13 protein-coding genes and 2 pseudogenes are annotated in these 16,781 nt (G+C 43.3%); 3 read left to right on the top strand and 12 right to left on the bottom strand.

What is annotated here, in order from left to right:
- Window positions 1-35 precede the first annotated feature (35 nt).
- Together BROSI_RS15005 and BROSI_RS15000 are read left to right on the top strand one after the other, a co-directional pair.
- The gene (locus BROSI_RS15005) at window positions 36-1,556 is read left to right on the top strand and encodes an Eco57I restriction-modification methylase domain-containing protein (RefSeq protein ID WP_082059230.1); all 1,521 of its coding nucleotides are present in this window, start codon (window positions 36-38) and stop codon (window positions 1,554-1,556) included.
- Complete coding sequence (locus tag BROSI_RS15000; protein WP_052564599.1) at window positions 1,549-2,517, top strand: BsuBI/PstI family type II restriction endonuclease; 969 nt, start codon at window positions 1,549-1,551, stop codon at window positions 2,515-2,517. The genes BROSI_RS15005 and BROSI_RS15000 overlap by 8 nt, the downstream gene beginning before the upstream one ends.
- A gap of 73 nt (window positions 2,518-2,590) precedes the next feature.
- On the opposite strand, the pseudogene BROSI_RS14995 reads toward BROSI_RS15000, so the two are convergent.
- Window positions 2,591-3,786, bottom strand: a pseudogene (locus BROSI_RS14995) (MFS transporter).
- Between the two features lie 174 nt (window positions 3,787-3,960).
- Here BROSI_RS14995 and BROSI_RS14990 point away from each other — a divergent pair.
- Window positions 3,961-4,314: a hypothetical protein gene (locus tag BROSI_RS14990; RefSeq protein ID WP_052564598.1), complete on the top strand. Its 354-nt coding sequence runs from the start codon at window positions 3,961-3,963 to the stop codon at window positions 4,312-4,314.
- 228 nt (window positions 4,315-4,542) lie between these two features.
- Here the strand turns inward: BROSI_RS14990 and BROSI_RS14985 are convergent, their stop codons facing one another.
- The 11 genes and pseudogenes from BROSI_RS14985 to BROSI_RS14935 all read right to left on the bottom strand — a co-directional run bounded on the left by BROSI_RS14985 (window position 4,543) and on the right by BROSI_RS14935 (window position 16,777).
- Window positions 4,543-5,064, bottom strand: coding sequence for a peroxiredoxin (locus tag BROSI_RS14985; protein WP_052564597.1), 522 nt, complete (start codon window positions 5,062-5,064; stop codon window positions 4,543-4,545).
- Window positions 5,065-5,168: 104 nt separating this feature from the next.
- Entirely contained in the window at window positions 5,169-5,546 is a 378-nt protein-coding gene (locus tag BROSI_RS14980; protein ID WP_052564596.1) for a hypothetical protein, read from the bottom strand.
- Window positions 5,547-5,609: 63 nt separating this feature from the next.
- Complete coding sequence (locus BROSI_RS14975; protein WP_052564595.1) at window positions 5,610-6,968, bottom strand: sigma-54-dependent transcriptional regulator; 1,359 nt, start codon at window positions 6,966-6,968, stop codon at window positions 5,610-5,612.
- 3 nt (window positions 6,969-6,971) lie between these two features.
- On the bottom strand, window positions 6,972-7,775 hold the full coding sequence (locus BROSI_RS14970; protein WP_052564594.1) for a two-component system sensor histidine kinase NtrB: 804 nt from the start codon (window positions 7,773-7,775) through the stop codon (window positions 6,972-6,974).
- Between the two features lie 81 nt (window positions 7,776-7,856).
- Window positions 7,857-8,063: a cold-shock protein gene (locus BROSI_RS14965; protein ID WP_052564593.1), complete on the bottom strand. Its 207-nt coding sequence runs from the start codon at window positions 8,061-8,063 to the stop codon at window positions 7,857-7,859.
- 230 nt (window positions 8,064-8,293) lie between these two features.
- Entirely contained in the window at window positions 8,294-10,408 is a 2,115-nt protein-coding gene (gene pnp, locus BROSI_RS14960) for a polyribonucleotide nucleotidyltransferase (protein WP_052564592.1), read from the bottom strand.
- 117 nt (window positions 10,409-10,525) lie between these two features.
- Entirely contained in the window at window positions 10,526-10,792 is a 267-nt protein-coding gene (gene rpsO / locus BROSI_RS14955; RefSeq protein ID WP_052564591.1) for a 30S ribosomal protein S15, read from the bottom strand.
- Window positions 10,793-11,061: 269 nt separating this feature from the next.
- Window positions 11,062-13,509, bottom strand: coding sequence for a 4Fe-4S binding protein (locus tag BROSI_RS14950; protein ID WP_052564590.1), 2,448 nt, complete (start codon window positions 13,507-13,509; stop codon window positions 11,062-11,064).
- A 551-nt stretch (window positions 13,510-14,060) separates the two neighbouring features.
- Complete coding sequence (locus tag BROSI_RS14945; RefSeq protein WP_157842553.1) at window positions 14,061-14,537, bottom strand: DUF5677 domain-containing protein; 477 nt, start codon at window positions 14,535-14,537, stop codon at window positions 14,061-14,063.
- 103 nt (window positions 14,538-14,640) lie between these two features.
- A complete protein-coding gene (locus BROSI_RS14940) occupies window positions 14,641-14,946 on the bottom strand; it encodes a hypothetical protein (protein ID WP_052564588.1) in 306 nt (101 codons plus the stop codon).
- A gap of 57 nt (window positions 14,947-15,003) precedes the next feature.
- Window positions 15,004-16,777, bottom strand: a pseudogene (locus BROSI_RS14935) (IS1634 family transposase).
- Window positions 16,778-16,781 lie beyond the last annotated feature (4 nt).

Genomic DNA, 16,781 nt, shown 5'->3' with positions numbered 1-16,781 from the left:
CCAGAGGAAAAAGATAGACGATAAAACCATTTATTATGACTGTTGAATTAACAAGCATTCTCGATAGTGTTCGCAACTCAGTGAACGGCAGTAGCTGCCGACTAGAACGCTCAAGGATTGGCCAGTTCCTGACACCTGCCAGGATTGCGCGGTTTATGGCATCATTGTTTGAGCGTGAGAGAGAACACGTGCGAATCCTGGATGCAGGTGCAGGGTTGGGGGCTCTGTTTGCGGCGTGTGTAGAGACAATGGTTTCGAGGAATTATCGTCCGCTTTCGATTCATGTGGTTGCATACGAGAACGATCAGAAGATATTGCCGTACCTGAAAGAAACAATGGAATGGTGCAAATCGACCTGCCAGAGAGCTGGCATTCCCTTTCAGGGGGAAATACGGGTGGAGGACTTTATTGCGGCGGCCATAGCGCAGGCAGAAGGACGCCTGTTTGCTGTTCATAGGGAGCGTTTCACTCATGTAATACTCAATCCACCTTACAAGAAGATCATCGGGGAATCGGCAACGCGCCAATTGCTCGATGCGGCAGGGTTTGGGGTGTCAAATCTTTATGCTGCGTTTGTATGGCTATCCGCTAAGTTGCTTGAGCCTGGAGGCGAATTGGTAGCGATTACGCCCCGAAGTTTCTGTAATGGGCCGTACTTCCGCCGGTTTAGGATTAATCTGCTGAATATGATGAGCTTACATCGTATTCATGTGTTTGGGTCACGCAATAAGGCATTCAGGGATGACGATGTGCTTCAGGAAAATGTGATCTATCATATGATTCGGGGTGGACGAAAACCGGAGCGATTAATAGTCTCGTCGTCCGAAGGTGCGGACTTTGACAAATCAAGGAGTCGCTCTGTTCCATACGATCACGTTATTTTACCAGGCGACCGCGATGCCTTCATTCATCTTGTATTGAACGATACCGACGACCGCCTGATGGAGAAGATGGAGGCATTTACGACTTCGCTCGTCATACTTGGGGTGGATGTCTCAACAGGGAGAGTTGTGGACTTTCGCGCTCAGGAATACCTCCGCTATTTACCGAAAGAGGGGACATCTCCGCTTATATATCCTTGCCACTTTGTGTCTGGCTTCGTAAGTTGGCCCGATGAATCAGGAAAAAAGCCAAATGCTATTGCAGTTTCGCCACAGACAATGGATTTACTGTTACCGGCAGGATACTATGTTCTCACAAAGCGTTTCTCGACAAAGGAGGAGCCACGCCGTGTCGTGGCTGCGATATACGACCCCAACAGGGTTGAAGCTGCGCTTATCGGTTTTGAGAACCATCTTAATTATTTTCATGCGAAAGGTAAAGGCTTATCGGCAAATTTAGCGAGAGGGCTGGCTTTATATCTAAATTCTTCGCTCTTCGATCAGTACTTTCGCCTTTTCAGTGGACATACACAGGTCAACGCCACTGACCTGAGAAAGATGCGTTATCCTTCTCACGAACAACTGCTGAGGCTCGGTGCTCACATAAAACATCAAATGCCAGATCAGGCAATGGTAGACGAGATATTGGAAAAGGAATGCGGTATCAATGGCTAAAAAAATCGACACAAAGAAGGCCGAACGAAAAATCAAGGAAGCACTGGAGATATTAAAAATGCTTGGTTTTCCTCGACAGCAGCAGAATGAGCGTTCAGCATTGACACTTCTTTCGCTGTTGAACCTCAAGCCTAACGATGCGTGGGAGAGCGCAAGCGACCCATTAATTGGCATTACACCCATGATGGAGTTCTTTGCTGTGCATTATGGCAAGCGATACGCACCAAATACCAGGGAGACGGTACGCCGACAGACGGTTCATCAATTTATGCAGGCGGGAATGATTGTGCCTAATCCTGATAAGCCTTTGAGACCGACAAATAGCCCCCAAGCGGTCTACCAGATAGAGCCTTCCGTATTGAAGCTGTTTCGGGAGTTTGGGAGGCCAGCTTGGGGTAGCCATTTGCGCTCGTATCTGCATGCGGTCAAGACTTTGAAGAATCTCTATGCGCGAGAGCGAGATATGCGGCGGATTCCTGTTAAACTATCAAATGGCCGAGAGGTCAGTCTTTCGCCGGGTGGCCAGAATATATTGATTAAAAAGATCATAGACGATTTTTGTCCGCTTTTTACCCCAGGGGGACGTATAATATACGTAGGCGACACGGAGACGAAATGGGCATATTTCGATTCCAATGCGCTTAAGGAGTTAGCTATTGAGATAGAAGAACATGGAAAGATGCCGGACGTCGTGGTGCATCACGTTGAGAAGAACTGGCTTGTTCTGATCGAAGCAGTTACCAGCCACGGTCCCGTAAACCCGAAGCGTAGGCAAGAATTAAAGACGCTGTTTGCTGGATCAAAAGTTGGTATAGTGTATGTGACGGCTTTTCTTGATCGAAAAGCCATGATAAAATACCTCGACGAAATTTCTTGGGAAACGGAAGTCTGGATTGCTGAAACCCCCACACATTTGATCCATTTTAACGGCGAACGATTCCTCGGACCATATGAGGAGTAAGCTGCTGTCAGGGTAGGGGGAAGTTTAGCTGTATATTCCATCAGGAACATAGACTTGATAAATTAATAGATAATTATCCGGGTTTTTTTCTGACCAACAGGAGCAATGGAACCGAGGCAAGCTGTGTCACAACTGAGAATGCAATGAGAAACATGAGGGAGAAGTCGTAGAGAACCCCCATCAATGCGCTGCCGAGAAACCAGAATATGCCATAACCGGTATTGAAGATACCATATCCCGTGCCACGCCTGGTTATGGGAACCATTTCTGCAATAGCAGCCCTCATTATGGATTCCTGTGCCCCCATACCCATCCCCAGAGCGTCACTCCAATGATGGCTACAGAGAAGTTCCCCAAAAAAACCAATGGGGCAAAAAGCATTGAGAATAGAGCGGCAACAATCAGTATAGAAATACCATTGCGGTCAAACAGATATCCAAAGAAAAGCGCCGCAATGGCGTCGACACCCATTGCAATCGCGTAAAAGAGAGGTATCCAGGTATCGGGAACGGTTGATACTTTTTTGAAATGATATGCAATCAGCGGGAAGTCCGCATAGCCAGCGGCAATCAACGCAACTGCAACGAGATAGAGCCAGAATTTTTTGGGGAACCCCTTCGTCTCTAATTCTGGTTGAGCTACTTCCAGATTACGGGGTTGAGGATATAACCACCGGGCCGTTAAAAGCACGCTTATAGCCATGATAGCAGGTACAAGCAGGACAACGTAGCCTATCTCATAACCCTTCTTGAAGTAAAGGACTCCCGCAACGGTGAGAGGGCCAAGCACGGCTCCAATTTGGTCTAATGCCTCGTGTAATCCAAAGCCCTTCCCCCTTCCAATCTCCCTGGTTGCGTGCGAAAGCATTGCATCACGTGCCGGTGTCCGGATTGCCTTGCCTAGGCGTTCTGTGATCATGAGCATAGCGGCAAACTCCCAGCGCCCTGCCAGAGCCAGGGCCGGTACCGCCAGCATATTCAGGGCATAGCCAAACAATGTGATTGCCCAGTATCTTCCTATTTTGTCACTCACATAGCCTGAGACAAGCCGCAGGCCATGTCCAATCAACTCCCCAAGTCCCGCCACAAATCCAACCGTCGTTGCGTTTGCCCCAAGCAAGGCAAGATACGGGCCATTTATACTCCTGGCACCTTCGTAAGTCACATCGGCAAAGAGGCTCACCACCCCAAGTAAAACGATAAATTTTAGGGCAGCTGTTTTTTTTGTACTGGTACTGTTGCTTATGTCTGAAAGTGAATAGTTACTCATTATAGTAGTATCTTGTAAAATCTTCTCTTTTTAGCAAATTTCCTTACAACCCCCCTTCACTCCCTTTGGAGACTGTGTCGTAATTGAGAGGTATTTGTTTTAAAAAAATATCAAAGTCATAATGCAAGGGAAAAGAGATGTGATATAATATACCTTAGAAAAGGAGGCATGGCAATGGCATATCGATATGGCAATCGTTATCAAATGGCACTGTTACCCAAGGGTATCGAGGATTACGTTGGAGCTGATGGCCCGGTATGGGCATATGATGCATTCGTTTTCTCTTGGATAAGAGAAAAGAATACCTTCCTCCTTTCTTTTGTAATTACGACACCGTCTCTAGAAGAAGTGGGAAAAGACGGAAGATTTACGGCGATGCAAGTACCAGTCCCGTGGCGCTCTGTAAGAGCGCTACAACGGAATTTGCGCGACCAGACAAGCGGGATAAAAAATAAAAACGAGAAAGATGCTTCACTATCACTCGCACTGACACCCTCTGTGTCAACTTATTTAAGACGTTTACGATGAATATAGGCCTTCCAGCACAAAGGTATTATCGAAAACTTATGCAATTAAGCACTAGCTCCAGAGTAAGTCACTTCTACTCTTTTTTAGCAATTATTTAGTTAGATGATAAAGTACCTCTAAAGAAGCAGTTCTCAAACCATAAAAACATTGCACCGCAGACTTCATGAAAAACTTGCGGGAATTCTTGGGTCTGTGGTTACTGTTAGAACCTGGATAACAATTATAGCATTATGCCTTGCCTAAGGTCTTTTTGCCAGGCTTCCATTCAACGGGGCAAAGCTCCCCTGTCTGTAATGCCTTTAAAACCCTGAGAACCTCTTCAATACTTCGACCAACGCCTAAATCGTGAACTAATTGGTATTTTACTTTTCCTTCCGTGTCAATAATGAAGGTGCCTCTCAAGGCAATCCCCTTCTCTTCGATGAGAACACCATACTTTCTCGAAACCTCTTTTGTCATATCACTGAGCCAGGGAAAATTAATCTTTCCAAGTTCCTTTAACCATGCCTTGTGCGAAAATACACTGTCAACACTTACCCCAATTACTTGTGCATTCAGCGCCTTGAATTCACTATCTCGCTTGGAAAATTCGGTGATTTCTGTAGGGCAGATAAACGTAAAATCCAGCGGATAGAAGAAAAGAACAACCCATTTGCCTCTATAATCCTCTAAACTTATATCCTGAAACTTTTCATCTACAAGACCTTGCATAGTAAAATCTGGCGCTGTTTGTCCTACTTTTACACTCATGCCACACTCCTTTCATTCAAAATGTAATGATTGTTAAATAAATATCAATGCTCATTATAATTACAAGATAATTATTGTCAAGCTATTTTTGCTTGCTTTTCTGTCTATTTTTTTATTACAAAAAAAGTTAACGCCATTACCTGAAAAACTAAAGCGAGTAATAGATACGCATGAACATCGCTATTGCGATTAAGGTAAGCAAAAACGAGTGAGCCGAAAACAAAACACTGAATAACAGCTGCCAAAATAGTTAACCATGAAGCAGGTTCATAGGTTAAAGTACGGTTTATGTTTTTTACCTCGTTTAACAGAGCCTCCAGAACAAAATCTTTTTCCTCGTACCCCTTTTCTTTCCTAGTTTTTATGGTTAAGCATTCTCTGCAAAAAAGCTTTCCATCTTCCTGATATAATGCATGTCCGGAGTCTATATCATTCTTCGATAGACTTCTTTTGCAATTGGCGCAGAGTTTAATTTCTAACATAGTAATAAAAGTCTAGAATATTTTTATAATGCTAAATGGCAACATCACATGCAGCACAAACTTTTATTTGAGCCCATACCGGTCTAGTTTTCGGTAGAGGGTGCGTTCACCAATACCAAGTAACTTTGCCGCTTCCTCCCTATTCCCGCCAACCGTAACAAGGGTATTTTTGATAAGCTCCCTTTCTGCCTCTTCCACAGTCATTCCCGCCACTAAAGTTGGAGAATGAGATACTTCATTACTTCGCTGGAGTATGTGGTCTGGTATGTCTTCAACGCCCAGAATATCTTTCGTGCTTACCACTACCATACTTTCGATGCAATTTTTTAGTTCCCGTACATTTCCTGGCCAGGAATATTTATACAAAATCTTTCTTGCCTCGGGTGAGAGATACAAGATTTTTTTATTGTGCATCTGTGAATAATCCCGGAGAAATGCATCAATGAGCAAGGTGGTATCCTCAAGCCTCTCCCGAAGGGGTGGTAATTTGATAGAAACGACATTCAGTCTGAAGTACAGGTCTTCCCTAAATTTCCCTTCCTTGATAAGTTTTTCCAGGTCTTGATTCGTAGCAGCAATCAAACGAACATCAACCCCGATTGATTCATTGCTACCAATACGGGTAATCACACCGTCTTCGATTACCCGTAACAATTTAACCTGTGTAGAGAGTGGCATATCGCCAATTTCATCTAAAAATAACGTGCTTTGATGAGCACATTCGAATTTTCCTTTCCGTTGGTACAGGGCTCCTGTAAAAGCGCCTTTTTCGTGCCCGAAGAGTTCGCTTTCAAGAAGATTTTCCGGAATGGCGGCAGAATTTAAAACAACCATTGGATGATTCTTCCGGGAGCTGTTGTTATGAATGGTTTTCGCAATAAGTTCTTTACCGGTACCGCTTTCGCCGGTTATCAGTACCGTAGCAGTGGTAGCGGAGATTTGTTTGACGATGTTTAATACCTTTTGCATCTTTGGGCTATTGCCAATAATACCAGAGAGTCCGAACCTCTCGTCAAGTTGTTTATGAAGTTCCCTGTTGCTTCTTACAAGCCCTTGTTTCTCAACGAGTTTACCCACTTCTGCACGCAAATGATTAATATTAATAGGTTTCAAAAGGTACGTGGCAGCTCCCTTCTGCATGGCATCTACCGCCGTTTCAACCGTACCATACCCTGTGATTAAAATGACCTCGGCTTCAGGCAATCTTTCCTTTGTTGTTTTGAGTATTTGCAGTCCATCGATGCCATGCATAACTAAATCAGTTACAACAATATCCACCCCGCCTGTTTCTATGGCCTTTAATCCCTCTCTTCCACTGGTAGCAACAAGACACTTATATCCCACCTTCTGTAATGCCTCTGCTGTTGCGATTGCATGTTCTTCCTTATCGTCAATAACCAGAATAACGGTATGGTTTGTCATATTTTAATAAATATTTAAATTTAAAGGTAATTTTATAGAGAAATTAGTACCTTTACCCTCTTCGCTCTGAACAGCAATGATCCCTTTATGTTCCTCGACAATCCGTTTTGTTGTCGGGAGTCCGAGACCGGTACCCGTCTTTTTAGTAGAAAAATAGACTTGAAATATCTTATCGATAATACCTTTTGGAATACCTGCCCCAGTGTCTGTTATATCTATTTGTATATATTTTTTATTTCCGGATGTGCGAATCATGAGTTCCCCGCCATTCTGCATTGCCTGCTCTGCATTGATGATAACATTCAAAATCGCCTGTTTTATGAGGTTACTGTCTATACGACAGGGAGGAAGATGGGCATCATAACTTTTTAGTATTACAATATTCTTCTGTTTTATTTCTGGCGTAACAAAATCAACTACCTCATCTACAACCTCGTTGATATTGCGGTCTTCCAGCTCCAGCTTTTGTCCCCTGGCAAATCTGAGAAAGTCATTTAATATCTCATCCAGCCGTTGTACTTCTTTTTGCAATGCCTCTATCTTTACATGCACCTTTTTACTGTTTTCTCCTGTCATACTCTGAACATCCTCCATCAGGAGCTGGAGATTGATATTGAGTGTGCTTAACGGATTTTTAATTTCATGGGCAAGCCCTCCTGCCAGTGTCCCGACAAAAGCTAACCTTTCAGAGAGCATCGCTCTTTTCTCTAATTCTCTCGTCTTATCTATAGCCCTTCGTATTGAGAAAAAAACCATTGGAACAAGGACGATAACCGTTGTTATCGCACCAACCAAATACTGAATCACAATTCTCTTGACCAAAAAAATAAGCCAGGAAGACGGTTTAGTTCACTTTCTCCCTGGCTCAATGATGTTTTTATATATGTTTTAGGAATTGACGCGAGTTACTTTCTGAGCTTGTAAGCCTTTTGCCCCTTCAACGATATCAAACTCCACCTTTTCTCCATCTTCCAGCGTTTTAAATCCTTCACTTGTGATATTTGAATAGTGAACAAAAACATCCCCCCCACCTTCTTGTTCAATAAAACCAAACCCTTTTTTCGCATCAAACCACTTCACTTTACCTATTGCCATATATATTGCTCTCCTATGTGAATAAATACAACTTAAAACAGTTAAAACATGAATACCGAACTTGTTTTTTATCCTTTATGCCTTCTTTATCCTCCCTCAAAAGAACCGAAAGATAAGTGACAAAAGTTTTATAATTTTTCCCTTCAACCCCTCCTTTTTATAAATATTTTCAAATTACATCTCAAATCAACGAAATAAGGTTTTCCACAGTTCTGTAAAGTTTCAGTCCTTTACACGCCCGAAGGTTGGGGTTGTCCTTTTTCCTTAAGGGCGGCTTTTCTGCTCAACTTAACCCTTTTTTGATCATCTATTCCGATTACTTTAATCATAATCTCCTGGCCTATCTGCACAACATCTTCCACTTTTTCAACATAACCATCAGATAACTCAGAAATGTGCACTAAGCCATCATGCCCAGGAATAATTTCCACAAAAGCTCCATATTCTTTTATAGAAAGAACTTTTCCCTTGTAGATTTTACCTACCAGGACTTCTTCTGTCATACGCTCAATCCATTCTCTAGCCTTCTGTGCTGATTCGGCAAGTATAGAAGAAATAATAACAGTACCATCATCTTGAATCTCTATCTTTGCGCCAGTCTCTTCCTGTATTTTTTTAATATTTTTACCTCCGGGGCCAATAACCATACCAATCTTTTCAGGGTTAATCTTAATGTGAACCAATTTTGGCGCGTATACAGAAATTTCTGTTTTTGGTTTTTCGATAACTTTTGCAAGTTCCTGAAGTATATGAAACCTGCCTTCTTTAGCTTGCGCTAAGGCATCGCGCATAATTTTCTCTGTAATCCCGGCAATTTTGATGTCCATTTGCAGTGCGGTAACACCCTTTGATGTCCCTGCAACTTTAAAATCCATATCCCCCAGGTGGTCTTCTGTCCCTAAGATATCCGACAGGATGCACACATGTTCCCCTTCTTTCACTAAACCCATAGCAATACCAGCAACTGATGCAGTTATAGGTATACCGGCATCCATCATGGAAAGGGTTCCACCACAAACCGTGGCCATCGAGGATGACCCGTTGGATTCCGTAATATCAGATACCACCCGAATGGTATAGGGAAACTTATCTGAGGGTGGGATTACTGCCTCCAGTGCCCGTTCTGCCAAAGCTCCATGCCCGATCTCCCGCCTGCCAGGCCCACGCAAAGGTTTCACCTCACCAACACAGAAAGGCGGAAAGTTATAGTCCAGCATAAATTTCTTTGAGTATTCTTCCTCAAGGGTATCTACTTTTTGTTCATCCATGGTAGTTCCCAGAGTTGTTACCACAATAGCCTGCGTTTCACCCCTGGTAAATAAAGCCGAACCATGGGTTCTTGGCAATATTCCCACTTCGCAGGAAATAGCCCTGATATCTTTTAATCCTCGCCCATCAGGTCTCCTGCCCTCTTGTACCACTTGATCACGAACTACAATTGTTTCAATCCTTTCAAAGATCGCCTTGATCGTTTTTTTTGCAGGAGCACCTTCTTTGTCTGTACAATATTCACTGATAATCTGACTAAGTATTTCGTTTAAGGCCAGTTTTCTTGCTTCCTTCCCTGGCGTCTGATTCTTTTCTAATATTTGGGAGTAGTATTTTTCTTTAATTTCTTCCAAAAGAACCTTATCTAATTTTAAAGGAGGAATTGATTGTTTTTCTTTTCCGCACTTAGCCAACAATTCTTTTTGGAGTTGAATGATTTCTTTGATAAAGGCGTGCCCAAACATGATAGCATCCACCATCCGCTCTTCCGGAACCTCCTTGCTGGATGACTCAACCATCGTAACAGCTTCTTCTGTTCCTGAGACGACAAGATCTATATTACTCATAACGAGTTCAGAATGGGTGGGGTTGATAACAAATTCTCCATCGATCTGACCAACTCTTACAGAACCTGTAGGTCCGCAGAAAGGAATGCTCGACAAAGATAAAGCTGTGGAAGCGCCTATCATGGCAAAAATATCGGGATCATTTTCCCTATCTGCCGAAAGAACCATTGACATGATCTGAACTTCTCGAAGATATGTTTCAGGAAAGAGGGGTCTGAGAGGACGATCTATTAACCGCATGGTTAATATTTCCTTTAAGGTAGGCCTGCCTTCTCTTTTAAAGAAACCACCTGGGAACTTACCGGCCGCATACGTCTTTTCTCTATAATCAACCGTAAGAGGGAAAAAATCGGCTTCTTCCTTTTCTTCCGGCGCTGATACTGCGGTAGCCAAAACCATTGTATCTCCATACCTGACTAACGCTGCACCATCGGCCTGCTTTGCAATTTTACCCGTTTCAATACTGAGTATTCTTTTGCCGATCAACTTTTCTACTTTACAATATGCCATTTAACACCTCATGCTCGTTTGTTTCTCATATCTCGTTTTTGACCAGCAAAAGATATGAACATTTTGAAATTTTTATACATTTTTGATAGGTCTATAGATTCCTCCTAAAATTTTGTTTTACTTCCTTATGCCAAGTTTACTGATGAGATTCTTATATCTTTCGTTATCATTGTTTGATAAATATTTCAGTAATGCAGACCTATGCCCAACCATTTGAAACAGTCCCCTGCGGGAAGTATGGTCTTTTTTGTGTTCCTTTAAGTGGTCACTTAAATGATTGATTCGCTCTGTAAGTAATGCCACTTGTACCTCCGGAGACCCCGTATCATTTTCATGAACTCTGATATCTTGAATAATCTTCTGTTTTACCTCTTTACTTATCATTACACCAATCCCTTACAAAAATAGGCCATTCAAAAAGACACTGACTAATTACACATGCGCAACTATCTTTATCTATAGTTAACATTCTCATTTTTTATCAGCTAATAAATATAGCAAAGCTTCACTATTCTTTGCAACAAAAAAATTTATCAAATCTTTCCGTAACTTTACAATTATTATGGCAACCGATTGAAATTTCTCTTCGCCATACCCATTCTGGCTCGAAGTTACCTATCATTAATGAACACTATCTTTATTCGCAGAGTTCATTATAATTTTTCTGCTATAAGTTTAAGCAGAGTTTCTGCATCGTCCTTACCTGGAGAAAGGAATGTCATGCCAAGAATATTTGTTTTTTGCATACATGATGTATAGCGTAACGCTTTGTCCTGAAAGGTATGAATCATTCCTTCCGACAATTCCTTTTCACCCCACAACCTCCATAGTTTCACCACACCGTCGAAGGCACGCCTAGCAGTATCTCCGTCAGGATACCGTACAATCATGAGCTTCAGGGGCTCTGAATTGATGTTTGGTCTATATTCAGCAACAACAGCATCAGTTTTTTCACTGAAACAAAACACATTCTCCTCAATAAAGTTGTCAGAAATATATATATTATCAAGGATAATTTTTTTATGGAAGAATCTTGGACTTTCCCGAAGAAGATATTGACCAGGAAGATAATTCATTATCGTGGGCAAAGATACCTTTTTATAAGGCATCAAATCAACAATGGATTTACCGATAAAAATAACTTCCTCAGGCAAAATGTCGCCCTCTCTTGGCTCAATCTTTATAAAGAACGTTCCGCTCCAGAGACAGAGATAGTTTTGAAACAGAGCGCTCCCATTGCCCAGATTTATATCAGCACCAGCCCGATCTTTCGTGAAAACTCCAAAGGCATCGTCTGATGAATCAAACTCCCAGATATCGACAAGCACCTTCTTATCTGCTTCTTTTAGATACTCGGCATTCGAGACGCGGATAAAAGAATACGATAGATAGGGCTCCGCGCCTCCATCAATATATTCATAAAGTTTCTCCTTCCCTTCATAGGTATTTGGTCCAGACACCCTTTTCCACTCTCCAATAACCTCAGACAGAAAATTATTACTAATCAAATTTTCCTTCGGACTCCTTATTTTCGTTTGAGGCTGTATTCCTTCTACAACAATTGCCGAAATGCCCAGGACAGGACAGACCTTCTCACAAAAACCACAGCCGGTACAAATATCCTCCCGTACAAAGGGTCTGCGGATCTCCCGTTGTTGCGCATCCACATAGGTGTTAAAATGAATGGCCTTTGTCGGTACAGGACATACCTCCTCACATACTCCACAATTAAAGTCCTGCCATCTTTTTTCCAATTCAGGTAGCCGTGCGTATCCCACCCATGGAATACACCGGTTATGATCTATCCGTGCCTTCCCCAGCGCGATTTCTCGTTTTTCCTCTAAGTCTAAACGCCTGATTGCGCCTGACGGACAAACACGCGTGCAGAGCACACAACCATAATCGCAGTAGCCGATCCTGGGAATGAGTTTTGGAGTCCATAAACCTTCAATACCAGACTCCAATAATGTGGGGTGTAATCCATTGGTCTTACAAACCTTCATACACTCACCACAACGTATACAGAGCGCAAGAAATTCTTCTTCATCTACAGCACCCGGCGGACGGATGATAGAAGCCTTTCCCTTGTTAACACTCTTTGTATAGTTTAATTTTAGTAAAGGAGCCATCACACCGCCGGTTAAACCGGTAACGAGAAATGCCCTCTTCGAAAGATCTATGGCATATCTTTGCTCTGCAGGTTGTTTCATGCCAAAGGTAATGCTGTTTTCCGGACATACCTTCTGGCAGGTCATACACAAGATACACTCGCCTTCCTTCGTTCCATGTCCATCACTGCTGATTGCACCCATTCCGCACTTCTCAACACAGAGACCGCAGCTTGTGCATGAGGATGAAACGTTCCTCCTGAAAAATGACCAGTCAGAAAAGAGTGCAAGAATGCCCCCCATAGGACATATATTCCTGCACCAATAGCGTCGAAATATCATCCCAAAAGAGATTAACAAAACAAATACAGCGAGAAGAATGCCATGTGCCCTGAAAAAAGGCGCATGGTGGGCAAAAAGCATGGTCTGGATAAATTTATGGATAAAGGCGAAAAGATACCCGACAAGAGGAACAGCGCTAAAATAGCCAAAAAGGCCGTCGATAAGATCTATAATGTAGGGGTGGATACTTATGGAGTATACACTGGTCGCAATGGATAATGGATCAAACCATCCAACATACTGCTGACTAAACAGCAAGCTAATCAGAAGAAAGGCGAGGAGATAGTACTTTAATTTACGACCATCATAAATATGCTTCTGAGATCTCCTCCTGAAGCCAGTAAAGAGGCGGTCGGTAATATCTATGGTTGTTCCAAGGGGACAAATCCATGCACAAAAGAAACGCCCAAAAAGAATCGTTAGCAGTAGCACGACCATGGCAGGCCAATACTTCAGGATAAATGCCTTTGCGGCCATCATAGCCCCGATGGCAGAAAGGGGACTCATCCGGAGAAATATATTGGCCGAAAGGTCTCTTTCTGTAAGGGGGTCTAAAAAGAGGAGTAGATAAAGAAAAATGGAAAAGGAGAGGTATTGAACAATCTTACGTGCATAGTAAGGCCACTCACCCTTGTTCTGTTTGCCTTGCATAAAATATTGAACGAAATCAGAAATGAGATATTAATATAAATTACATGAAAATTTGGAACAATTTCATTCCTTTAAAACAAATCAATTCTTGTAAATATTATAGTAACAATCCATCCTTTTATCCATAATTATTCAGTAAACCTGCCACCAAAAAATCCTTCGCGAAATGAGAGAGTTGGGAATTTATGTGTTCCTTAAATGACCTTTAACTACCGGTTCAAAATAACCATCTCATTACAGTCTATCGGTGCTTGTAGATTGATATAAAACATCCTCAACAGCAAGATTAAAGTGCCGACCCCATGCCTCTTGATTTTAATTCTTCCCATTCCGCGTTGATGGACACCACCTCTGAAATTAAACCACTATTAAAAAACTTATGAATGATAAAAGCTGCATCAATAAGTATGTCACATAGTGTAGTTGAATAAAGGGTGATATCATGTGGTTTTGGTTCTTTGTAGCATATGATCGTAAAATCATCGCCAGTTATATGCGTGTATCTATCGTAAAGAGAGCGGACATTGCTATGACTATGAGAACACAAGGAATTATATTATGGAACGATATTCGTCTACCATTTCGGCTTTCTCGAAGCGCTTATAATGGCTCAAGGGGGTATAATGGTTTTCTTTTAATTTTTTCAATTCAGTGTAAATCTGCTTGAGATTTCCTATTTGCGATATTTTTCTGAGATACGGATTATCGCCGTCTTTAGCTTCTTTAAAGAGACGAAGCCACTCTTCCAAATAGCTCGCTTGCATAAAGTTGATATAGTTCTCATCAGCACTAAGATTTTTTAAATCAGCAAAGGTTTCCAGCATCGTTCTGAGGATAATTGGTACGCCTGAAATAATTTTCTCTCTCATTAGGATGGTGCAACTATGAGTAAGCTCAATGATCCTGTAATACAAGGATATTAAGTAAAGATGCAGTTGATATTTTTTATCAAAAATTAGTTTGCGGGAATATTTTGTGCTCTTATCGAGAACCTTTTCCAAGAAATTGAGCGTGTTCATATTATCCATTTCATTTCGTACTTTTTTGGCCGCTAACGCCCCGCTTGAGCGACGAGGGACGCACAGCGTCCCTGAGGTCTGTCTGTCCCGAAATGAATGTTAGGCATCATTTTCACGGCAAAGAGATACCTAGAAACGTCAGTGCCTCCTTTAGCGTCTCGTAAGCTGGCTTCATACTCGCCACTGTTTGAATCGAACCGCCGACCGCGGAAAGGAGGCTACGCAGCTTTGTGAGATTCGGACTTTTTTTCTTTAACTCCTGCTGTCCCTCGCCGACCAATTCGACAATCTCGGCCTTCGGTTGAGGTAGCGCTATGTTCGAATTAACCAATATCGCGGCAATTTGATTAAGTGCTTCTGTTAGCGCCGTCCTGACATCCGCGTCTAACCCGACCTTCGCAATTCGAGGGGTAGGCAAACCGCTAAGCCATGAAAATCAAGGGGTCATGTAAAAAGGTCGGCACTACAGACCGACCTATCCTGATGCATAAATCTTGGGCAGAGGTTGTTCAGGAAGCGTCAATCCCAATTGTGCCAAAAGGAGAACAACATCCTTTTCCGGCTGTGTATAGCGGCTCATGACAATGTGGCGACCATCCGTTGTCGGTAAATGAACGTCAATCATTTGAATGCTCGATAGTTTTTCCAAAATTGCTTCAGACGTCAACCCTGCGGCTCGTCCCCGCGCAAGATTTCGCAGCGTCGTGTGGAGACAGAATGCCAAAAAGGAGACAAAAATATGGGCTTCAATCCTCCTTTCCAATTGGTGCCATATGGGGCGGATGGAAAGCGATCCCTTTAAATCCTTGAATGCCTGTTCAATCCGCGTCAACAGCAAATAATTTTCCCACACGGTTTCTGGTGCGGTGGCTTGCATGTTGGAACGAAACAAATAACGCCCCTCGCGCCGATACGCCTGCCTCAGGCGTTCCCGATCCAAACTGAACCGGAACGTATTTTCATTGACCGGCTCCTGCGGTTTGGGAATGGAAATATTGACCAATCTGAAGTCTCGTCCGGCTTCTTTCTTTAACGCGCCAATATGCATGAGCAGATCATCGCGCGTGAGGACCTTTCGATTGCGAAGTTCGCGCAAACCCGCCCACAAACGTCTGAGTCTGCGCCAACGCATGGAACGTTCCTTGGCCACCCGGTCCTGGCTTTCCACGTAAACGTAAAACTCCGACTCTTGCTGAAGAATTTTCACACGGACGCTTTCCCGCGCCTGCATCCACGTCTGTTCAAGCAACGGTTTTTCTACCCGCGTCAAATGCCCCTTCGGAGTACCAACCAAATAATCAATCCCCCGCTCACGCATCTTTTCCAACACCTCCTCCGTTGGAATACCTCTATCCATGAGCCAGGTGCGCCGAAATTTCCCATACCGCTTTTCTATCCGATCCAGAAACTCCTCTAATGTCGCAGTGTCTCTTGTATTACCGGGATATACTTCGTAGGCGACGGGAAACCCTTCCGGCGTCAATACCAACGCCACTACCACCTGCACACAATCCGAACGTTTGTCACGACTGTACCCAAAACGTTTTTTACTCACAGCATCCGCCGCCGGCGGTTCACTCTCGAAATACGTACTCGTCAAATCATACAGCAGCACATCATACTTCCTTCGCGCCAAACAGCTTGCCCCATTGCCCTTTTAAAAAACCAAACAGCTCGTCGCGGTGCTCAAGCAGCAAATCCAAACAACGATACGGCTTGTCCTTCTGTGCCAGCGAATCATCTTCCCCCAACAAATCTCCCATTGCGCTACGCACATACCACTCACGGTGAAAACGAAATTCGCTTCCCGGATCGATCAGCCGGTAACAGACAAGCGCCTTGAGCATATTCAGCCAGCTTGTCCCCTTCCGGCTTGATGGCAGACGACTCCTCCAAAAGATGTCCAGTTCCAACATATCCCACAAATATAATCCCAACCAACTTGCTCCCCATTGCCGGGGACAGCGCAATTCTATTTTGTCCAACCTCACCTGGACGGTCTCACAATCCGGTATGGGCAAGGCTTTCCGGTCGTCCGGAAATAATGCCACTTGTCTTGCTGTGGGCTTTTCACCCGCGACCGCCTCTATCGTCCGAACCCACCCCGCTCGCTGGTTGTCATTGAGTTCTCCCAGGTAGAGCACTTGTCGCTGTACCACTCTGCCTCCGCTGATCCGACGGTTCTCTACTACGCTCCAATACCGGTGGGTTTTCCCGTCTTTTGTCCGTGTCTTTTCTCGTAAAAACATGCGG

This window comes from Candidatus Brocadia sinica JPN1 (genome assembly GCF_000949635.1).
GTDB classification, from domain to species: domain Bacteria; phylum Planctomycetota; class Brocadiia; order Brocadiales; family Brocadiaceae; genus Brocadia; species Brocadia sinica.
Note: the sequence above shows the minus strand (reverse complement) of the source record. Positions and strands in the feature narration are given on the sequence as shown.

Bases quoted from the DNA above. Each gene is read 5' to 3' on its own strand.
- BROSI_RS15005 (WP_082059230.1), top strand. From the start codon at position 36: ATGACTGTTGAATTAACAAGCATTCTCGATAGTGTTCGCAACTCAGTG.
- BROSI_RS15000 (WP_052564599.1), top strand. From the start codon at position 1,549: ATGGCTAAAAAAATCGACACAAAGAAGGCCGAACGAAAAATCAAGGAA.
- BROSI_RS14990 (WP_052564598.1), top strand. From the start codon at position 3,961: ATGGCATATCGATATGGCAATCGTTATCAAATGGCACTGTTACCCAAG.
- BROSI_RS14985 (WP_052564597.1), bottom strand. From the start codon at position 5,064: ATGAGTGTAAAAGTAGGACAAACAGCGCCAGATTTTACTATGCAAGGT.
- BROSI_RS14980 (WP_052564596.1), bottom strand. From the start codon at position 5,546: ATGTTAGAAATTAAACTCTGCGCCAATTGCAAAAGAAGTCTATCGAAG.
- BROSI_RS14975 (WP_052564595.1), bottom strand. From the start codon at position 6,968: ATGACAAACCATACCGTTATTCTGGTTATTGACGATAAGGAAGAACAT.
- BROSI_RS14965 (WP_052564593.1), bottom strand. From the start codon at position 8,063: ATGGCAATAGGTAAAGTGAAGTGGTTTGATGCGAAAAAAGGGTTTGGT.
- pnp (WP_052564592.1), bottom strand. From the start codon at position 10,408: ATGGCATATTGTAAAGTAGAAAAGTTGATCGGCAAAAGAATACTCAGT.
- rpsO (WP_052564591.1), bottom strand. From the start codon at position 10,792: ATGATAAGTAAAGAGGTAAAACAGAAGATTATTCAAGATATCAGAGTT.
- BROSI_RS14950 (WP_052564590.1), bottom strand. From the start codon at position 13,509: ATGCAAGGCAAACAGAACAAGGGTGAGTGGCCTTACTATGCACGTAAG.
- BROSI_RS14945 (WP_157842553.1), bottom strand. From the start codon at position 14,537: ATGGATAATATGAACACGCTCAATTTCTTGGAAAAGGTTCTCGATAAG.